Source organism: Coleofasciculus chthonoplastes PCC 7420 (assembly GCF_000155555.1).
GTDB lineage: Bacteria > Cyanobacteriota > Cyanobacteriia > Cyanobacteriales > Coleofasciculaceae > Coleofasciculus > Coleofasciculus chthonoplastes_A.
In genome coordinates this window covers 24,369-45,012 of sequence record NZ_DS989871.1, presented here as the reverse complement: position 1 = coordinate 45,012, position 20,644 = coordinate 24,369, and the positions used below count along the sequence as shown (strand labels likewise).

General features: G+C 46.2%; 16 protein-coding genes. 8 read left to right on the top strand and 8 right to left on the bottom strand.

Annotated elements, in window-relative coordinates; all coding sequences use genetic code 11:
* Positions 1-102: 102 nt before the first annotated feature.
* Positions 103-3,456, bottom strand: a complete 3,354-nt coding sequence (locus MC7420_RS30425; RefSeq protein WP_006105543.1) for a CHAT domain-containing protein — start codon at positions 3,454-3,456, stop codon at positions 103-105.
* Positions 3,457-3,476: 20 nt separating this feature from the next.
* Positions 3,477-4,046, bottom strand: a complete 570-nt coding sequence (locus MC7420_RS30420) for a hypothetical protein (RefSeq protein WP_006105512.1) — start codon at positions 4,044-4,046, stop codon at positions 3,477-3,479.
* Positions 4,047-4,098: 52 nt separating this feature from the next.
* On the opposite strand from MC7420_RS30420, the gene MC7420_RS40740 reads away from it, so the two are divergent.
* The gene (locus MC7420_RS40740; RefSeq protein ID WP_232231818.1) at positions 4,099-4,368 is read left to right on the top strand and encodes a hypothetical protein; all 270 of its coding nucleotides are present in this window, start codon (positions 4,099-4,101) and stop codon (positions 4,366-4,368) included.
* Between the two features lie 8 nt (positions 4,369-4,376).
* Positions 4,377-5,096 (top strand): hypothetical protein, encoded by a 720-nt coding sequence (locus MC7420_RS43050; protein ID WP_006105573.1) that lies wholly within the window; start codon positions 4,377-4,379, stop codon positions 5,094-5,096.
* 117 nt (positions 5,097-5,213) lie between these two features.
* Here the strand turns inward: MC7420_RS43050 and MC7420_RS43600 are convergent, their stop codons facing one another.
* The 4 genes from MC7420_RS43600 to MC7420_RS30395 all read right to left on the bottom strand — a co-directional run bounded on the left by MC7420_RS43600 (position 5,214) and on the right by MC7420_RS30395 (position 12,414).
* Positions 5,214-5,336, bottom strand: a complete 123-nt coding sequence (locus MC7420_RS43600; protein ID WP_006105560.1) for a hypothetical protein — start codon at positions 5,334-5,336, stop codon at positions 5,214-5,216.
* Positions 5,337-6,590: 1,254 nt separating this feature from the next.
* Complete coding sequence (bicA, locus tag MC7420_RS30405; protein ID WP_006105492.1) at positions 6,591-8,300, bottom strand: bicarbonate transporter BicA; 1,710 nt, start codon at positions 8,298-8,300, stop codon at positions 6,591-6,593.
* A gap of 210 nt (positions 8,301-8,510) precedes the next feature.
* Entirely contained in the window at positions 8,511-10,973 is a 2,463-nt protein-coding gene (gene gghA / locus MC7420_RS30400; protein ID WP_006105504.1) for a glucosylglycerol hydrolase, read from the bottom strand.
* Positions 10,974-11,199: 226 nt separating this feature from the next.
* Positions 11,200-12,414, bottom strand: a complete 1,215-nt coding sequence (locus tag MC7420_RS30395) for an RNA-guided endonuclease InsQ/TnpB family protein (RefSeq protein WP_044210077.1) — start codon at positions 12,412-12,414, stop codon at positions 11,200-11,202.
* 194 nt (positions 12,415-12,608) lie between these two features.
* On the opposite strand from MC7420_RS30395, the gene MC7420_RS40735 reads away from it, so the two are divergent.
* A complete protein-coding gene (locus MC7420_RS40735; RefSeq protein ID WP_157453396.1) occupies positions 12,609-12,770 on the top strand; it encodes a hypothetical protein in 162 nt (53 codons plus the stop codon).
* Here the strand turns inward: MC7420_RS40735 and MC7420_RS30390 are convergent.
* Positions 12,735-13,472 (bottom strand): LmeA family phospholipid-binding protein, encoded by a 738-nt coding sequence (locus MC7420_RS30390; RefSeq protein WP_044210668.1) that lies wholly within the window; start codon positions 13,470-13,472, stop codon positions 12,735-12,737. The two genes, MC7420_RS40735 and MC7420_RS30390, sit on opposite strands and share 36 nt — an antisense overlap.
* Before the next feature lie 284 nt (positions 13,473-13,756).
* Between MC7420_RS30390 and MC7420_RS30385 the strand changes: the two genes are divergently transcribed.
* Positions 13,757-14,524 carry a pseudouridine synthase gene (locus MC7420_RS30385; protein WP_006105488.1) on the top strand — a complete coding sequence of 256 codons (768 nt, stop codon included), beginning with the start codon at positions 13,757-13,759 and terminating at the stop codon, positions 14,522-14,524.
* A gap of 42 nt (positions 14,525-14,566) precedes the next feature.
* On the top strand, positions 14,567-15,358 hold the full coding sequence (locus MC7420_RS30380; protein ID WP_044210666.1) for a helix-turn-helix domain-containing protein: 792 nt from the start codon (positions 14,567-14,569) through the stop codon (positions 15,356-15,358).
* 131 nt (positions 15,359-15,489) lie between these two features.
* On the opposite strand, the gene malQ is transcribed toward MC7420_RS30380, so the two are convergent.
* Positions 15,490-16,998 (bottom strand): 4-alpha-glucanotransferase, encoded by a 1,509-nt coding sequence (malQ, locus tag MC7420_RS30375; protein ID WP_006105571.1) that lies wholly within the window; start codon positions 16,996-16,998, stop codon positions 15,490-15,492.
* A 159-nt stretch (positions 16,999-17,157) separates the two neighbouring features.
* Here malQ and MC7420_RS30370 point away from each other — a divergent pair, with 159 nt between their 5' ends.
* The 3 genes from MC7420_RS30370 (at position 17,158) to MC7420_RS30360 (ending at position 20,618) form a co-directional block, all read left to right on the top strand.
* Positions 17,158-17,586, top strand: a complete 429-nt coding sequence (locus MC7420_RS30370) for an NUDIX domain-containing protein (RefSeq protein WP_006105561.1) — start codon at positions 17,158-17,160, stop codon at positions 17,584-17,586.
* A gap of 125 nt (positions 17,587-17,711) precedes the next feature.
* The gene (locus MC7420_RS30365; protein ID WP_006105584.1) at positions 17,712-19,028 is read left to right on the top strand and encodes an FAD-binding oxidoreductase; all 1,317 of its coding nucleotides are present in this window, start codon (positions 17,712-17,714) and stop codon (positions 19,026-19,028) included.
* A 186-nt stretch (positions 19,029-19,214) separates the two neighbouring features.
* Positions 19,215-20,618 carry a (Fe-S)-binding protein gene (locus MC7420_RS30360; protein WP_006105596.1) on the top strand — a complete coding sequence of 468 codons (1,404 nt, stop codon included), beginning with the start codon at positions 19,215-19,217 and terminating at the stop codon, positions 20,616-20,618.
* Positions 20,619-20,644 lie beyond the last annotated feature (26 nt).

Genomic DNA, 20,644 nt, shown 5'->3' with positions numbered 1-20,644 from the left:
TGGCGTGACCGGATTAAAATAGGACTTTGTTTGTAGTAAGCACTTTAGTGCTTTAACGCCTAGCTGGAGAGAGCTAAAGCTCTCACTACGAACCCACTTAACTTATTGGGCATTACCAATTAAAATAAATGGAGACCAATAGAAGGGATGACGATCAACCTGTTCAAGTTTTGCCTGACGCAGGGCTTCGCCTTTACTCATCCCTTGGTTGAGATTTTGATAAAACTGGGTCATAATTTCCGATGTTGTGTCATCCTCAGCATTCCACAAACTTGCCATCACTGCTTTAGCACCTGCCCGTTCAAATAAGTAGGCAATACCTGCAATTTCTCGCCCGTCTGATTCTTCTTGCAAAGCAGTTTGACAAGCGCTGAGGACAAGAAGTTCTGTATCTTTCATGCCTAATCGTGCAGCATTGGCGATGTTGAAGGGTTCATCGGCAAATAGGAGAGTGTTGGGTTCCATATCGATACGACGCACACCATCACAGTCTTCTTTTTCTCCTAGACAACAACCCTCAGCTTCAAAACAGCCGTGAGTGGCAAGGTGAATAACTGGAAAGCGAGAGGCGTGGTATTTGAATCTTTCGACAGTGGCGTCATTACCCAGATAGATTTCACTTCCAGGTAGGAGGTTGGGCAGAATTTTGATTTCGGCTTCCGCACCGGGTAAATTATAGGGTTCTTCCGGGATGGGATTCCCTAATCCTAACGCCCCACGCTGTAAAGATGGAGAATTTCCGGTGTCTCTTAATTGCAGGGAATTGACACTTAAGCGAGTGAAATAATTGATCGGATAGTCTTCAATTAAGAATTTGCCTGTGTCTCGGTTGTAAAGAGTTTCAAAGGGAATATAACGCAGTTTACCTGTGGCGATGATGGCAAGTTGGTTAGGCGATAATGCCTGGATTTGGTCTTCAATAGGACGAATTAATAAGTCGTATAGTTCAGTACCTTTGTCGCGGAAGCCGATTGCAAAACGGTTTTGCAATATCTCTCGGTAGTCAGTGATTAATTTATCTAGTTCATCCGGATCTACGGGAAGTTTTTTAACCGTGATAGGTTGGTCTTTGGTTAGGATAAAAATAGCGATGCTATTGGAAAAATATCTTCTATTATTCAGCAGCATCGGCTGAATAACTACTGTACCATCAGGGATACTAGCTTGAAGTTTATCAATATCATCAGGAGTGATTTCTAGGAGTTCGGCAACTTCCGGATACTGACGCGAGATTTCTTCAGCTTCTTGGTTTACCTCTGCTTCCAATTGACGAAAGTGGCGGGAAAGTTCCTCAGAAAATTGGTTTTGTAATTGCTGATGGAGGACTTCTAATTGTTGATTTTTTTGATTCCACCGCTCAAGGGCTTGTTGGGCTTGGCTATTACTCACTTGAGCATCAATTAGGCGCGTGTAATCAGCAAGTTCGGCGGTGCTGTAACGATTGAGCCATTCAAAAGCTTGTTCAGGTTGATTTTGCTCAATCAAGAGGTTAGTGAGAGCAATTGCAGAACCTCGGTTACTTTGTAAAAATGACTTTCGATTTTCTCGTTGTAAACCTCCACGTAATTCTAAGGTAATGGTAACAGCTTGTTTGAAATTCACAATCGCTTGCTGTGGTTCCCCTATATTAAGGTGAGCCAAACCGATATTATTGAGAGTTGTGGCTTCCAAGGAGCGGTTGTTCACTTCCCGAATAATAGGTAAGGCTTGGTTGTAGTATTCTAATGCCTGTGGGTGTTGTCCAATGTCATGGTAGACTACACCGATATTATTAAGAGTTGTAGCTTCCAAGGAGCGATAGCTTACTTCCCGGCTAATTTGTAAGGCTTGGTTATAGTAATTTAATGCCTCTTGGCGTTGTCTGATATTATTGTAGACTGCACCGATATTATTGAGAATATTGGCTTCCATGGATCGGTTATTCACTTCCTGAATGATGGGTAAAGCTCGGTTGTAGTATATTAATGCCTTTTTTGGTTGCCAAAGGTCACCGTATACAAGACCAATATTATTGAGAACGGTAGCTTCCATGGGGCGGTTATGCACTTCCCGAATGATGGGTAAAGCTTGATTTAAATATTTTAAAGCTTTTTTTTGTTGTCCGATATTACGGTAAGTTAAACCAATATTATTGAGAGCGGCGGATTCCCCATAAGGGTTATCTACTTCCTGATGAATAGTTAAAGCTTGATTTAAATATTTTAAAGCTTTTTCTGATTGCCCGATGTTGATGTAGACCTGACCGATATTATTGAGAGCGGCGGCTTCTCCAGAGCGATAACCCACTTCCTGATGAATAGTTAAAGCTTGATTTAAATATTTTAAAGCTTTTTCTGATTGCCCGATTTTGGTGTAGACTTGACCAATACTATTGAGAGCGACGGCTTCCCCAGAGCGATAACCCACTTCTTGATGAATAGTTAAAGTTTGGCTTAAATATTTTAAAGCTTTTTCTGATTGCCCGATTTTGGTGTAGATCTGACCAATACTATTGAGAGCGGCGGCTTCCCCGTAACGGTTATTTACTTCCTGATGAATAGTTAAAGCTTTATTGGAGTATACTAAAGCTTTTTTCGGTTGCCCAATACTATAGTAAATTTCAGCAATATTATTGAGAGTAGTTGCTTCCCCAGAGCGATAACCTAATTCCCGGCTAATGAGTAAGGCTTGATTGTAGTATTCTAATGCCTTTTCTGGTTGTCTGATGTCTTTGTAAATCTTGCCCATATTATTGAGAATATTAGCTTCCTCAGAGCCGTCTTCTGCTTCTTTGCTAATGGGCAGGGCTTGGTTGAGGTATTCTAACGCCTTTTGGCTTTGCCCGATGAAATTGTAGATTCTACCGATATTATTGAGAATGTTAGCTTCCTCAGAGCCGTCTTCTGCTTCTTGACTAAGGGGCAGGGCTTGGTTGTAGTAGTCTAAAGCCTTTTGAGTTTGCCCAATGATAAAATAGACTCTGCCAATGTTAGCAAGAATATTAGCTTCCTCAGAGTGGTCTTCCACTTCTTGGCTAAGGGGCAGAGCTTGATTAAGGTATTCTAACGCCTTTTGGGTTGATCCGATGATAATGTAGATCTCACCGATATTGTTGAGAGTAGTAGCTTCCCCAGATTTGTCAGCAACTTCCTGGCGAATGGACAAGGCTTGATTGTAATAATCTAAGGATTGCTGGTACTGAGCAAGTCGATAATAATTAAAACCAATGTCATGCAATACTAAGGCTTCTTGCTGTTTATTTTTCAGTTTTCGTGCTAAGTCTAAGGCTTGCTGGAGGGTTTCTATTGCCTGTTCATATTGCCATCGTTCTGTATGCTGATCAGCTTGGTCTAAAAGCGCCTCCCATTCTGCCTGTAAATCCTGTGTTTGCGCCCAACTCTGTTGAACCATCAATGGCACAGTTACAGGAACCAAGCCTATACTGATGGCTAAAACACCCGATAAAATTTGCCGCATAGCACCCAACCTTCTATAGTCTAACGGTCAATTGGCGTTGCCTTTATCGTCATCATTTGCCCCGACGAGTCAAATTCAATCGCATCCACGATATAGACACTATCTTTAGAAATCGAGAGAATATCTTGTAAATCCTCACGGCTTAAAACAGTCCCTAACCTGAGACTCGCTGTTTCTGGGTTTTGCAGTTGAAACGCCCGAATCGGCACTCCTTGCCAAACTTCCTGTTTCGTTTTAGAGGAGTCTTCTGAGCGAAACTTTCTCACTCTTCGCCCCTGTCGATCGCGAATCCACACATCCCCCTGAAATTCTATCCGGTTCACTTCACTCAGGGATAAGGTTTGCGAGAAATTATTCTTAGAAATCGTTAACCCCTGTTCACTCAGCGCCGTCAATTGACCAATGATCGAACTCCCGGATTTTGGCCACACCAAAGCATCGTCTGGTAACGCCACGGGTAACGATTGGGCTTGCTGGTTACTGGCTTGAGCAATCTCTCTGGGTTTGCTCATCGTGGTTTCAGCATACCCGATGACTCCAGGACTTGAAACCAGTAGAGTCAAGGTAATGATGTTCAGTGCTGTTTTCATCGCTTTGGTGATACTCCTAAAACCCCGTAATATGATTGAATTGAATAGCGCTGTGAAAAAGTCTGTGGTTTCCACTCCTCCTGATCCTAACGAACCCAACCTATTAGGCAAAGTTACCAGTCTCGTCGTTTTACTCGGTGCGGGATTGTACTTTACGGGTTGGACATACCGTTGGGCTTATTTTAGCTTTTTCAATCTTGAGGTTTCCACCCTCAACTTACCCTTTGAATCCTTCTATATCGCTGCATTCCAAGGGAGCATCCCAATTTGGCACGTTGGCTCTTCAAATGGGGCTGAAACCCTTGCAATTGCGTTACTTTAGGTAATGCTTTGTCCAAAACGGGATGCTCCCCATTCCAAGCCCTGTTTGGTTCTCCCTTCGCCATTATCCGAACCGCGATCGCGCTTATTCTCACGGCTACGGCGATTCACCTCACCCTCTGGCTGATTCAACATCCGGTGATGGCAAGTCTCACCACGCTCACCAAAAGAGTGCGATCGCCTCTTCTCAATTACGCCAGACAACACCCCAATGCATGGCTATCCCAAGGGATACAATCCTTGGTTAACTTTAGTTCAACTCAGTTTAATTCGCTGCAATTTTTAGGCTCTCTCACTGTTGAAATTGTGATTGTATTATGGGCATTAACGGCACTATTTTGGTTAGCCCAATGGCAAGCCGATACCGATGCTTGGATAGATGCGGTTAACGAAACCTCGACCCTACCGATTATCACCGTTGTTGCTCCAGATAACACCGTGTCCCTGGGACGTAAACTGGACAATCCTCTGGTTAATCCGTCCGGTTTCCGGATTATCGGCGATCAAGATTTATATCAACGGCTTCTGGGTAAAGAACTCACCGATACCAGCAATCCCGAAACCCCAAGAGTCTGGCGTTTACTCATTGATCGCGACGGTTATTTTTACATCTTTCCAGCTTTGCCCGATAAACGCGATCGCACATTAAGTCCACCTGTTGTGATGATGTATGAAAGTGACGGAGGCGATCAGCTAATGATCCTTAGTCCTCCAACCTCCCGGAATTAATTTGTTTGTCCAAAGTCCAAAAAGTTAGATGTAGGGGCGGGTTTAGGGAATCAATCCAGCTAGTCACCGATAATGGAACAACAAAACCCGCCCATTCCCCCATCGCCAGACAATCAATTAATTAATTGCAAATTGGACAACAAAACCCACCGGATTGTTAACCGCGATCGCACCTTTAAAATGTCGGGGTGAAAGGGTTGAGTCGGGCGGGTTTTGTCCAAAGATGATGGGTGACTCCATTAATTTTGTCCCTAAACCCGCCCCTACATTGGATTTTCTGTCCCGATATCAGATTTTTAGATTAACCTGAAACCTGATCACAAAGCTCACCTGATTGTTAACCGCGATCGCACCTTTAAAATGTCGGGGTGAAAGGTGGAGTCGGGCGGGTTTTGTCGAAAGATGATGGGTGGCTCCATTAATTTTATCCCTAAACCCGCCCCTACATTGGATTTTCTGTCCCGATATCAGATGTTCCGATTAACCGGAAACCCGATAACAAAACCCATCTGATTGCTAACCGCGATCGCACTCAAAAATGCCGGGGTGAAAGGTGGAGTCGGGCGGGTTTTGTAGAAAGATAATGGGTGACTCCATTAATTTTATCCCTAAACCCGCCCCTACATTGGATTTTCTGTCCCGATATCAGATTTTTAGATTAACCTGAAACCTGATCACAAAGCTCACCTGATTGTTAACCGCGATCGCACTTAAAAATGTCGCGGTGAAAGGGTGGATCAGGGCGGGTTTTGTCGAAAGATGATGGGTGGCTCCATTAATTTTATCCCTAAACCCGCCCCTACATTGGATTTTCTGTCCCGATATCAGATTTTTAGATTAACCTGAAACCTGATCACAAAGCTCACCTGATTGTTAACCGCGATCGCACCTTTAAAATGTCGGGGTGAAAGGTGGAGTCGGGCGGGTTTTGTCGAAAGATAATGGGTGACTCCATTAATTTTATCCCTAAACCCGCCCCTACATTGGATTTTCTGTCCCGATATCAGATTTTCCGATTAACCTGAAACCCGATAACAAAACTCATTTGATTGTTAACCGCGATCGCACCTTTAAAATGTCGGGGTGAAAGGTGGAGTCGGGCGGGTTTTGTAGAAAGATGATGGGTGACTCCATTAATTTTGTCCCTAAACCCGCCCCTACATTGGATTTTCTGTCCCGATATCAGATGTTCCGATTCACCTGAAACCTGATCACAAAACTCATTTGATTGTTAACCGCGATCGCACCTTAAAAATGTCGGGGTGAAAGGGTGGAGTCGGGCGGGTTTTGTAGCAAGATGATGGGTGACTCCATGTTTATTGACCAGTCTAAGCTGTTCGGCATTTAAACCGTAATGTCAATAAGGGCGCAATCCTTGTAGTGCGTTAAGCGAAGCCATGCCGCAGGCTTTGCATCTTGCTCGCTACTAATACCCAATTTAAATGCATGACAGCTTAATCTAAAAGCGCTAAAGCGCAAAAAAACTACAAACTCTTAAGCCTGAGAACTGGTGAACTGGTCTCCCTTTTCCTCATAGCTGAAGCCTTGTTTTTCACGAACGATCGCTAAACCTTCTTGCAGTGCTGTCAAGCGATCGCCCATCCAGTGATGTCCGGGAATTAAACCAGCAATGCCTAACTTTTCTAACCGACTCTTTATCTTCCCAGTTGCGCCAACAACAATCACCTCTCGTCCTTCATCGATCGCCTCTTGAATCGCATTTTCGATCGCCAAGGAAGACGTTACGCCCAGGATAGGAACTTCACCTAAATCGACGATCAAAACATCATAATTGACAATGGCGTTGTGTTCTCTGGAAATAGCTTTGGCGACACCAAAAATCATCGGTCCACTTAGATGGAACAGTAAAACTCGCCCATTCGCCACATCTAAAATGTGCTTTTCCTCATCAGTGAGAACAATCTGATCATCCGCATCAGTAATCGCTTTAACTGCATTTGATTGTAGTTTTGATAGGTTTTCGATGGTTAATATATTCGCGATAAATACCCCAACGGCTACAGCGATCATTAAATCCACAAACACCGTTAGCAGTACCACACCATAGACAATCCCTGCTGCTTTCCAAGAGATTTTGTGAACCCGCTTGAGAAAGCCCCAATCAATGATATTCATCCCAACTTTTAAAACAATTCCAGCTAAGACAGCGAGGGGAATAACAGAGGTTAAAGGAGCCGCCCACAACACCACGATGAAAAGCACTAAAGCACGGCAAATACCCGATAACGCCGTGCGTCCACCCGCTTGGATATTCACCACCGTCGCTGTTGTTGCTCCAGACCCGGCGATCCCACCACATAGACCCGTAATTAAATTAGCAACACCTTGACCAACTAACTCTTTGTTGGACTTGCAGTCTTGTCGAGTTAGACTTTCGGACACGAGACAGGTTAATAGGCAATCGATAGAACCTACTGTCGCCAACACAATTGCATTAACGAACATTAACCGCGCATTTCCGGGTGTAAAAGCAGGCATTTGTAGCTCAGGCAAACCCGGTGTAATTTCTCCAATCGTGCCAATTGTGCGAATCTCAACACCACTAAAGAAAATCAGCGAAATGGCTGTCCCAATCACTAAAGCCACCAATTGAGGCGGCATCACTTTTTTAAATTGGGACGGGTAAAAGAACAGAATCGCTAAGGTGATGGCTCCTAAAATTGTTTCCCAAGGATCGATATTTGTGATTAAAGTAGGCAGATTTTGGATTACACCCAAGACACCCCCTGGTGGGGTTTCTTGTCCCAAAAAAGGAGCCAGTTGCAGAAAAATTAGAATCACGCCAATTCCGGTCATAAATCCGGAAATAACGTTATAGGGCAACATCGTAATATATCGCCCCAATCGTAATACCCCAAAGATAATTTGAAAGACTCCTGCCATCATCACCACAGTAAATGCCAGGGCGAGATAATTGTCCGGATTATTCGCTTGAAGTCCAGCAATTACAGCGGTTAAAATAACCGTCATTGGACCGGTTGGTTCAGAGATAAGGCTCGGTGTACCCCCAAATAAAGCGGCAAAAAATCCAACTAATATTGCCCCCCACAACCCCGCCGCCGCACCAGCGCCCGAAGCGATTCCGAAGGCTAATGCCATGGGTAAGGCAACAACAGCCGCCGTCAACCCGCCAAAAATATCTCCTTTGAGGTTACGAACGTGAATTTGATTGGTTATTTGCATGAAATAGTGTTCTCGATTAACAAATTACGGTTACCCAAAGGAATAACTTATATAGCGCTACGCGCCAGGGAATAGGGATTGTTGATGAATACCCACAAGGAAATTTATGATTTCCATAGAGTGTATCATGGTCATTTTACAATTTGCAACAAAATAGAGTAGGGACACAATATATCGTGTCCCTACGATAAATATGTCCAAAACCTGAGACTATTCAGGTTTAGCCACTCGCTTTAACAGCACCGCTTGAGAATCGGCTAACTCAAAGCAGCGTAAATCTGCCAAGCGATCGCCACCATCCAAACCCGGAGACGCGATCGCGACTTGCCATTCGTTCATATCCAATTGCAACCAGTCTCCCACAGTAACCTTTATCGGTTCTCCCCCCATGTGCGCGACTATGGCGATTTGTTGATCATGATCATCAGGATTACTGCGAACCCCGTAATATACCGTCCGTTCCTCATCACTGATTTTATTGAATCGATCAATTCCAGCTAAATTGTGACCTAACCAGGGATGAGCATGGCGGAAACGACGCAAGCTCAGGTTATACTCTGTTCTTGCTGCATCAAGCTTGTCCTCATAGTGAGAGACATTACACAGTTCGTAACAGTCTTCCATGAACATCAACGCGAATGACTTGAGCTTTTCAAGGGTCAACCCTTTCAAGAAATTCACCATTTCTGGCTTATTCAACTTTTTCAGCGGCTCAATATCACACTGATCCGTATTGTCTCCCAAACAGAACTGGCAAGCCTGAACCACTTCGGCGAGATTGTAGTCCTTTTCAGTCATGGCAACTTGCAGCGCCCTGCCAAACTCCCGCAATTCCTCTAGCTGACTAAATCCCAAGGACTTCAACCGACTGAAACTTTCCGGTGCGTCGTAGAGTTCGGGCGTCACTTGCCAATCCAAGAACCCAATTTCCTCAGAAACCACCTTGACCCCATAGCGTTCATCGGTATTGCGGAAAAACATCCACGGGGCGTGCATTGTCGCATTGATAAAGTCCATGGGCAATCCGGGACTGAACCCATACACCCACAGCGTCACCGCCGGGTTATCATAAGCATTATTTAACACCTCTGGCAGCGTACTGCCTAAATTCCAATTAATCTGGGCATCTAGCGGAATTTGATTACCTCGGCGCACGGTATCATGATTACCACAACCCGTGATCCAATGATCTCCTTCAAAGATCACCTCACAAACCCGTCGCCATTTGCGATCCCAAAACTTTTGTAAGGCTGGGGTATTATGGGCAAAAATCAGGGGTCCCCATTGGAACGATTCCGGTTTCAGGTGAATTAATTCCCGGTACGTCGAAATATCTTCCCATCCTTCAGCAGGCCACGGACGACCATCTTCAAAAATGGTGAATAAGAGTCGTTGATGCCCTTCAATATCCTGAACCACATCACTCATCGCCAGTAGATAGGCATCATCATATTCCACCAGTCCAGACAGAGGATTAAAGAAGCGGAAATCTTGACCCCCATCAATCCGTACCCCATCAGCGCCCGTGTTAATTTTACGCCGCTGCATTTCCAAAAACATTGCCCGTACCGTCGGTAACTGATGGTTCAAGTCTTGACCGTACATATTCGGACCTTTGAGGAACTGGCGATGCAGGAGTAACTCCGATTGGTTATCTGCATGACCATACACCAGGTCATAGATAATTTGAATTGGACCGGTGGGAAAATTATGCAGGGTGGCGATAAAGTCTACCAATTCATCAGGACGCAAGCTACCCAAAAGCGCTGCATTTGTAGCACTCGATCCCAAAATTGGCACGTCATAACCCCAATCCTGGGTATGGGGTTTAGTCAGTTTAATTTGCAGATCATCTCCCTCTTCAGCCGTACAGACAAAAAATTCACTTTCTGGACTGTATTCGTCTCGGTACTCAATCGTGGGTTCTATGGGTAATAGCTGAACCGAGTCGTACCCCACATAGTTTTCTTCGGCTGGGGTTAAGGGAAGATTGCCGGCTAATTTACTAGCAATTTGGCGATAAATACGGGTTAATCCCTCAACCGTTCCCTCCTGAGAGGCGGTGCCAATATGAAGCTGTAAAATGTTCCGGGGGGCTGGCACACGCGGAAGCGTTAGGGGATCAGATCGGACGCTGGTGGCTTTGAAGTAATCCAGATCGGCTCGTTTTTGCTGTAAGCTTGCCATATCATACAGTTCCGCCGGTCCAAACACCCCATAAGGCATGGAATAGGGAATCGTATCCCGAATCGCTTGTAGGTTCCCTTGCTGATCGACAAAGCGCAGCCAGTAGAATGATCCCATCTGCTCACGGTTTCCGGGGCGCATTCCAGCAACCACACCCCAATGGTATTCCCCTTCTTGTTTCAAGAATAGGCGATCGCGACGAAAGGAGACGGTTTGCTCAACCGCCCGACAATCAATCGGCTCAAGGGGGGTTAAGACTTCCAGATAGATTTCCATCTTCCGCATCACCTGCGCCAATAACCGGGGTGTCCAGAAGCCAATTTCGGTTAACCCATCGGGACGGTAATGCGCCCCCAAGCGTCCGGCTATGGCTTGAGCTTTTTCAAAATAGGTGGCGTCTGAATGTTCAATGGTAGCTGCCCAATCTATGAGTTCTTGGGTGGCATCTTCAACCAATTGAATTGACGGTTTCGTATCAACTTTCACAATAACTTTTCTCGCAACCACTACCCAACTGCTGTACGGGTGACTGAATCCTGACTTTCGGAATCGGTTTACCTGTACGGCAATTCCCGTCAAGTTTAACAGTCCCACAGCTTCTCTGAGAGTAAAACACGTTTCTAGTTGATCCCAACACTCTGAAGGATGAAATCCAATTAGATAAACTACCCAGACCTGCTAAGAGCTGAGGTCTGGGTTTTTAGTAGCCCGCTCAGTCATCGAACAAGCTAAGACTTCGGCGTGAGCGCTCAGTCGAACGCTGAACATACTTAATAGTTCGGCTTAGCTTGCACGATAACCCCGTGCCTCCAGGCTGGTTTATAGACAGCCCCACAAGTGCAATATTATTGGCTCCATTAAAGTCGGCATCTCCATGCCAACCACAATGCCCACACCTGAAAGTCTTGCCACTACGGTAAGACTTTCCTTTTACCGGGTGAATGTGTAGGCAATTGTGACACATTTGGGAGGTGTAGCGAGGGGAGATAGGGATAACCTGAACACCTGCCCCAAGCGCTTTGTACTCAATGAACATTCGCAGTTGGTAGAATGCCCATGAATTTGAGCGTCTACGTTCCGTCTTGCTTCTGGGTTGCTCGTTGGTTCTCTCCCTAATTCCCGTAAGGTCTTCTATAGCAATAGAGGCACTATACTCAACTGCTCGTCTGACCACTGATTTGGAGATGTTGTGATTAAGCCATTGCTGGTAGCGTCTTTCCCGTCCCGACAGCCGTTTCAAGACTTCTCGACATCTGCGCCGAGTCGTCCTCGTGCCTTTCGAGGCTTTTTTCTGGAGAGACGCCCTAACTTGATAAAACTTATCTCGTACTGACTGAATGTGCAAACCGTCCCACTTTTTGCCCTCTGATGTAACTGCAATGTCTCGGCGTCCCAAGTCGATACCTATCACCAAGTCTTTCACGGATGAGTCGGGAGCTTCGTCTTTAATTTGGATGTGCAGGTAGAACTGACCATCGCGATGCTTACACAGTTGAGCAGAAGTAGGGTTTCTCCCTTTGAGTTTTCCCCTTTGGTAATTCCCGGACTTCAGCTCAATTCGCTCTCTGCCGTGAACGGTAGCAAGGCTTACCGTCCAGTCTTGTTCTCGGAAGCGAAACAAGTCTTTGTCACAGTCCATGCTGCTTGGGGCAAATCTTTTAACAGGTTTACCTTTCTGCTTGGCTACCTTGCGATTAGCAGCTACACGCGCACAAGCCCTAACTGCCATGTTAGCCACCAGATTGAATTTTTTCTTGATGGTTTGGTAGACTAAGGACTGGATAGCAATTTTGTTGGTCAGCTTAGGGTTTGTGTTTTCGTTCACGTAGTTACAAGCGTCCGCAAACGCCTGAAGAGTTGCCTCTAAGAAGGCAACTTGTTCAGGAGAGGGCTGGAGCTTTACAACTATTGTGAGAACTTGTTTCATGGCTAAACTATACCACCTCATGGGATAGAAAGAGAGAGATTGAAAATACTTCGGGGATTGACCCCTCGCATTTTCCGCTATCCCCCTACCCCTTACTTCGTTGAAGGGGTAGCCCCTCGCGATTCGGGTGGGAAAGTTAAAGTTATAGCAACCGCCATGGCTGTTAGGACACATCATTTATGTAGAGACGCGCCATGGCGCGTCTCTACAATGGTGCCGAACGTCCTAATCGATGTGTCTATTGCTATAACGGCGGAGAGCGTCATTTGTCATTTGTCATTCGTCATTCGTCATTTGCTCCCCATCTTCCCCAACACCCATCAGGGTATAACTCTAATACAGCCGCGACAAATTAATTGTCCTGGGGTTAGAGTGAGTTCTTCGAGATCAACCTCTGATCCTAAATCAATCGTGAAATGTTCTAACGTGATCGGGGGCTGTTGAGCATTAATGTGAATCTGGAGGGGGTGGAGTCGCAGTTGTTGAGGTGTTGCCATTTGAATGCCCGCATCAATCATAATCGGTATTTCTCTGGTCGCCTCCTTTGTCACAGTCCCCTTGAGAGTGAGTCGCTCCCCATCAATCGTAATCTGCTGCCAATTGATTTCGGATTCGTTCAGGGGTGGATACTGATCCGGTCGATTATAAGATTTAATAAATGTATTCAGTAAATCCGTTAAAGCATTTGATAATAAGGGAGCGTCCAGAGAGGCTTGCAGGTCACTCTCTCGCAGTATGAGTTGACCCGTAACTGGGACAGGTTCTAGGAGTTGTAAGGGTTTGCCTTTAAACACCTGAGTGAGATTGAAACGAATATTTGTCCCATCTAGCTGGATTTGCGACAGATGCAGTCCTTGATAGATAGCTCGACGAGCCGCAATAGATACCGTGGGAATGTATCCCCGCAGAATTTGGCGATCGCGACCCATCAGCTTAAACTGTAGTGTTTCCACTGCCTCCACCTGCGATCGCAGCCATAATTGCACGGCGGGGGATACCACTGTGCTAATCATCCGGCTGCCTTTGTCTGTCTCAGCTTTTGATTTATTAACGCCCATTGCCACAATTTCGGGTCAATCCTGTATTCTGACACAACAGGGATAGTCTCCGAGCAAGGCAATGAGCCGGTTAAAAAAACCAAACGCTTGCAATTCTCCGCATTCTTGTAATATTTGTACATGGTCTATTCTGGTCAGGGCTAGAAGTAGACTGATTCTCTCTAGCCACCTTAAAAGCCGGAGAGGTTTAACCAAACTCCTGCTGGATACTATAAGGATGGAGATCAACTTGGAACCAGCACGATCTGGGTTGAGACGAACTAGCTTACACAGGTAGTCAAGCCATGGAGGAAAGAGTACAAAAAATTATTTCACAGTGGGGTATCGCCTCACGGCGTCAAGCTGAGAAAATGATCGTAGCAGGACGTGTTCGGCTCAATGGCACTGTGGTGCAGCTAGGACAAAAAGCCAATCCGGAAACGGATTTGATTGAAGTGAATGGTCAGCGGCTCAAACCCAGTAATCGTCCTCAGGCAATTTATCTGTTGCTCAATAAACCCGTGGGTGTAGTCTCTACTTGTCGGAATTATCGGGTGTGTAATACCATTCTTGAGAAGCGTCGTACAGTTCTTGATTTACTGCCAAGCACGATTAGACAAGGTCAGGGTATCCATCCGGTGGGACGGTTGGACATGGAATCTACAGGAGCGTTAATTCTGACAAATGACGGAACACTAACCTATAAACTTACCCATCCTCGCCATCACGTTCCCAAAACGTATCGGGTTTGGGTCAAGGGTCATCCTCCTGAATCAATTCTCTCGGCTTGGCGTCAGGGTGTGGACTTGTCGGGTAGAACCACTTTACCTGCTCAAGTTCGAGTCCTCAAGCAGCAACCCGATAAAACACTTTTAGAAATTGTCTTGACAGAAGGGAGAAACCGCCAAATTCGTCGAGTTGCTGACCTGCTAGGCTATCCAGTAATCCATCTGCACCGCACGGCAATTGGTCCGATTCAATTACAACGACCGGGTGAACCGATACTGCTCAGTGGTCACTACCGTTATCTTGAAGAATTTGAAATCCGCTTCCTCCACAACCGAGTTCACTAACCCTTACGAAAACGTGCCAGCAGATATCAAGGAGTACCGTGTATGAAGGAGAATACGAGTCATTTGCAGCAGGAACAAGTTGAGAAGCTCGAAGTCATAGGCGCTCGCCTACGTCAGTTTCGCCTCGAACAGTCGATTACCTTAGAGGAAGTTGCGGCTCAAACCCGAATTCAGGCACGGCTTTTACAGGCGATTGAAGACGGAAAGATCGACCAGTTGCCAGAGCCTGTATACATTCGCGGCTTTATCCAGCGATTTGCTGAAGTGCTAGGACTCAACGGTACAGAACTTGCCAATGCTTTTCCGGTGGGAGCGAGTATCCAGTTGATCAGACCTCGTTGGCGGTATTTACCCGCTGCTCAATTGCGACCGCTTCATCTCTACCTGCTCTATATTCTGTTGGTGATTGGTTCGGTCAGTGGTTTATCTCACATTCTGAGTCGCTCGGCAGTGCAAGTGATTGAAGTTGACAATGCCCCCTCTGCCCAGCAGTTTCCGACACCGAAAAAGACTGAACCCAGACCACCGAAACAGTCCCTTGATATTAACCAATCGGCGGAAATTAGTCATGCCAGCCAAGATGGTAAACCCGTGCAGGTGGGTGTTACCCTGAAGGCTCAGTCTTGGATTCGAGTCGTTGTGGATGGTAAAACCGAATTTGAAGGCGTCTTGCCCGAAGGCACCCAGCGGACTTGGGTGGCGGATCAACAACTGATTGTCCGGGCGGGTAATGCCGGAGGCGTCTTGGTCGAGTTTAATGACCAAAGTGCTAAACAAATGGGCGCCCCCGGTGCGGTTGAGGAAATGACCTTTGCAGCTAATCCTCGGTCTTGATTGTCTGTTTGCTCAACAGATACAGCAGTTTGCTCTGCTATGCGGTACATTGTCGATCCCCCTAAATCCCCCTTAAAAAGGGGGACTTTGATCTACTGTACTTTATTACAGCGCAAAGCGCTGTATAACCCTCAAGAATCATGGGGTGTCCGACCATAAGTATAAATCAGGGTTTTGATGCGATCGCGCAGTTGATCCGTTAAGCTCTCTGCTCGATAACGCCATTTCCAGTTTCCCTCAGATGTACTGGGACGGTTCATCTGAGCCTCTGTACCCAAATCCAAGAAATCTTGGAAGGGAATCATGGCAAGATTGGCGACACTGCTGTAGGCTAACCGGATTAAATCCCAATTGATACCTTCGGGACTTAACCCTCCTAAGTACCGAATCGCATTTTCTCGTTCATAGTCGGGGATCTGGTTAAACCAGCCGATTGTCGTGTTATTATCGTGAGTCCCGGTATAAATCAGACAGTTGCGCTCTATGTTAAAGGGTAAATAGGGATTATCTGGACCGCCACCAAAGGCAAAATGCAAAATCTTCATCCCCGGAAACCCAAATTGATCCCGCAATGCCTCGACTTCTGGGGTAATTACACCTAAATCCTCAGCGATAATCGGGAGTCCTTCTAATTCCCGCTTCAGGACTTTGAAAAATTTAGCTCCTGGTCCTTTGACCCAGCGCCCATTCATAGCAGTGTCTTCACCTTGGTCAACCTCCCAATACGCCTCAAAGCCGCGAAAATGATCGATTCGCAGCACATCGACGTACTCGAACATCATCTTCAGGCGCATGATCCACCAGTGATAGTTATTCTTTTCCATGCGTTCCCAGTCGTAAATCGGGTTCCCCCACAATTGACCGGTTTCACTGAAATAGTCTGGGGGAACACCCGCCATCAGCGAAGGTTCGCCTGTTTCCTCATCAATGGCAAACAGTTCTCGGTTTGACCAGACATCGGCGCTATTATGGGCGACATAAATCGGGATATCGCCAATAATCTGGATATTATGGTCATTAGCATACTGCTTCAACCAAGACCACTGGCGGAAAAACTCAAACTGGAAGTACTTTTGCTCATAAATGCGATCGCGTAACCGTTCTCGCCACTCCTTCACTGCTTGTGGTTCGGCTTTAGCAATGTTTGGCTCCCACAAATGCCAACTCACATCATCAAAGGTGTTGTGGAGTGCCATAAATAAGGCATAATCATCCAGCCAATAGGCGTGACGCTGACAAAATTGCTCGAATTCCTCCTGTTGTTCCGGGGACGCTTCCCGCTTAAAGCGATCGCAGGCTTTGAGCAGGAGGGATTTTTTCAAAGGAACGGCTCGCTCAAAGTCAATAGAATCCGGGGGAAACTCCGGTAGATGGGCGAGATCTTCCTTTGTGAGTAGCCCCTTCATTTGCAGTTGTTCTGGACTAATCAACATTGGGTTTCCCGCCATGGCGGAGTAGGACATATACGGCGAGTTACCAAACCCCGTGGGTCCGACGGGCAAGATCTGCCAGAATCGCTGATCGCTAGCCGCCAAAAAATCAATAAATTGATACGCTGGTGAGCCTAAGTCACCGAATCCATAGGGACTGGGTAAGCAAGTGGGATGCAGCAAAACACCACTCGATCTAGGAATCTGCATAAAGGATAGACCATAGTACAGCAAAGCAAGTCCTATCGACATTAGCACGCTAGGGAGACGTTAAAAAAGAGCCATCGTGGTAGATTTAACTCTGCCGATAGAGGTATTCTGAAAACAACGAACCCAAGGCGATCGCTACCCGTTACCTGAACTTAGCTTGTGACTTACCGAAATCCAGTTCCCACCGTCGATATCATTGTTGAACTCATAGATCGACCCTCGCGACCGATTATTCTGATCGAACGCAAAAATCCCCCCCTAGGCTGGGCAATTCCTGGCGGCTTTGTCGATTACGGGGAATCGGTGGAAACCGCAGCGGTTCGCGAAGCGAAGGAAGAAATTGGCTTACAGGTGGAGTTAATTGAGCAGTTTCACGTCTATTCGGCACCTGACCGCGATCCGCGTAAGCATACCCTGAGTATTGTATTTCTCGCCACGGGGACAGGCGAACCCCAAGCCGCTGATGATGCCAAAAATTTGAATATTTTTAATCTGTGGGAGATTCCCACGAATCTTTGTTTCGATCATGACCAGATTTTGCGGGATTATCGACGTTATCGCCATTATCAGGTACGACCTCGTTATTGAGAAGCTGGGGGAGATGGGGTTGTAGAGACGTTCCGGTGGAACGTCTGGAAGATGGAGGAGATGGGGTAGCAAATAACCAAGGACGAATGACGAATGACGAATGACGAAGGACGAAGGACGATCCAATGAATGCGATCGCACAAACTCTAACCCCGATTGTGGGTGACTCTAACCTCTACCAGGGGGATACTTTACCTCCGCTATGGCAAGAGCGACTCAAGAGAGCTTATGGCGTAGACACGATTACCAGTACCCTTGTTTGTCCAACCACAATTCAACAGCTTTGTCAAGTAATGGAGTCTGCCAATACCCATAACTGGCGGATTCTCCCCTGCGGGAATGGGAGTAAATTAGCTTGGGCGGGTGTGGGTAAACCCGTTGACGTGGTGATTAGTACCCAAAACCTGAATCAGGTGATTGATCATGCGGTGGGTGACTTGACAGTAACGGCGCAAGCGGGTGTGAAATTGGCAGATTTACAGCCAATACTGCTGAAAACCAATCAATTTTTGCCTCTCGAACCCGCCTACCCGGAATCCGCCACTCTGGGTGGAATTATTTCAACGGCGGATAGTGGCTCATGGCGACAACGCTATGGTGGGGTGCGGGATATGCTATTGGGAGTTTCCTTTGTCCGCAGTGATGGACAACTTGCCAAAGCTGGGGGACGAGTGGTGAAAAATGTGGCGGGTTATGACTTGATGAAACTGTTGACGGGGGCGTATGGCACCCTGGGAATTTTAACCGAGGTGACGTTTCGCTTGTATCCGGTACAGGAAGCATCGGGGACAGTGGTACTCACCGGAGACGCTGAGGCGATCGCATCAACAACCCAAACCTTACTCGCTTCCGCCCTAACCCCTACAGCCACCGATTTACTCTCGTCGGGATTGGTAAAACAATTGGATATCGGTCAAGGGATGGGCTTAATGGTACGCTTCCAAAGTGTCACCAAAAGTGTACAGGAGCAGTCGTCCCGGTTGCTAGATGTGGGGCAACAGTTGGGACTCCAAGGCACACTTTATCAGGATAGCGATGAAGTGACTCTATGGCAATCATTACCAGAACAAATCTGGGGAATGCCCCAATCCACCTCAATTACTTGCAAAATAGGGATAGTACCAACGGCGGCAGTAATGACTTTAACTGTACTGGATACTCTTACCTCTGGAACGGGATTAGGGTTAATTCATGCTGGAAGTGGCTTAGGAAAATTGCGGCTTAAACCTGAAACAGTGAAACCTGAGACGATTTTAAAGATGCGAGAGCATTGCCAATCCCACAGTGGTTTTTTGACGGTACTAGAGGCTCCAATTAGTGTAAAGCAACAGCTTGATGTTTGGGGATACAGTGGCAACGCTTTAGATATTATGCGTCAAATTAAACAGAAGTTTGATCCAAAAACCCTTTTAAGTCCTAATCGATTTGTCGGAAATATTTGAAGACAGAAGCCACAAGAGTATATCTGACCTTTACAACCTTATAGTAAACCTGTTTTGTCCGAATGTAGGGGCGGGTTTCACTATTATCTTTTATTTTGCTCCCGGATGTGATTAAACCCGCCCCGACTAAACCCCTAAAGTCTCACAATTTATTTATTTCTGCACATCTACCTCAAATAAAGCAATATGCAAACGGATTTTAAATTTCCCACACCAGATTCAGTCAAAGAAAGCGCAGCAACAGCCCCCTTAGAAACGGAACCAGAGGAGTCTCAAGTTCCTGGTTTTGATCCTAAAAATCCGCCCAAACAAGACTTAATCGATACTTGTGTTCACTGCGGATTTTGCCTCGCCACCTGTCCCAGTTACCGAGTGATTGGCAAGGAAATGGATTCACCGAGGGGACGGATTTATTTAATGGATGCGATTAATAAGGGTGAAGCACCATTAGCTGAGGGGACGACACAACATTTTGATTCCTGCTTAGGCTGTTTGGCTTGTGTGACGACCTGTCCCTCTGGCGTACAGTATGATAAGTTAATTTCAGCTACACGCCATCAAGTTGAACGAAATCAGCCTCGGAGTTTAGCCGATCGCATCGTTAGGGCGTTAATCTTTAATCTGTTTCCTTATCCGGGACGCCTGCGCCCCTTTCTTGCGCCACTTTATATCTATCAAAAATTAGGATTACAAAAGCTGGTTCGGTCTACAGGATTATTAAAGCAAATAGTCCCCCGTTTAGCCGCAATGGATTCAATTTTACCGCAAATTACGTTAAAGTCCTTTCAGAATAACTTCCCCGATGTGATTCCGGCGCAAGGGGAAAAGCGGTATCGAGTGGGTGTGATTTTGGGATGTGTACAACGGCTATTTTTCTCCCCCGTTAATGAAGCGACGGTACGAGTATTAACCGCGAATGGCTGTGAAGTGGTGATTCCCAAAACTCAAGGGTGTTGTGCTGCATTACCCGAACATCAGGGACAAACGGAACAAGCCCAAGCCTTGGCGCGACAAATGATTGATAGTTTTGAGGGGACGGATGTTGATTATGTGATTATTAATGCCGCAGGCTGTGGTCATACGTTGAAGGAATATGGGCATATCTTAGACGATGATCCGGTGTATCGCCAGAAAGCGCAAGACTTTGCAGCGAAGGTGAGAGACGTACAGCAGTTTTTAGCTGAGGTAGGATTGACGGCTAAGTTGTCACCATTGACCGATAAACCATTGACAATGGTGTATCAAGATGCTTGTCATTTGTTACATGGACAAAAGATTTCCGTACAACCGCGTCAACTCTTACGAAAGATTCCCGGAATAACATTACGCGAACCCATCGATGCGGCGCTATGTTGTGGGAGTGCGGGGGTTTATAATATGCTGCAACCGGAAATAGCTGATGAGTTGGGACAGCAAAAGGTTGAGAATTTGTTGAATACGGGGGCGGAGTTAATTGCGTCATCGAATCCGGGGTGTTCACTGCAAATTAAAAAGCATTTGAACTTGCAGGAGAAAGAGATATCCTTGATGCATCCGATGGAGTTGTTGGATTATTCCATTCGGGGCGAAAAGTTGAGGATTAGGGATTAGAGAATCGGAGTAGGGGCGCACAGACG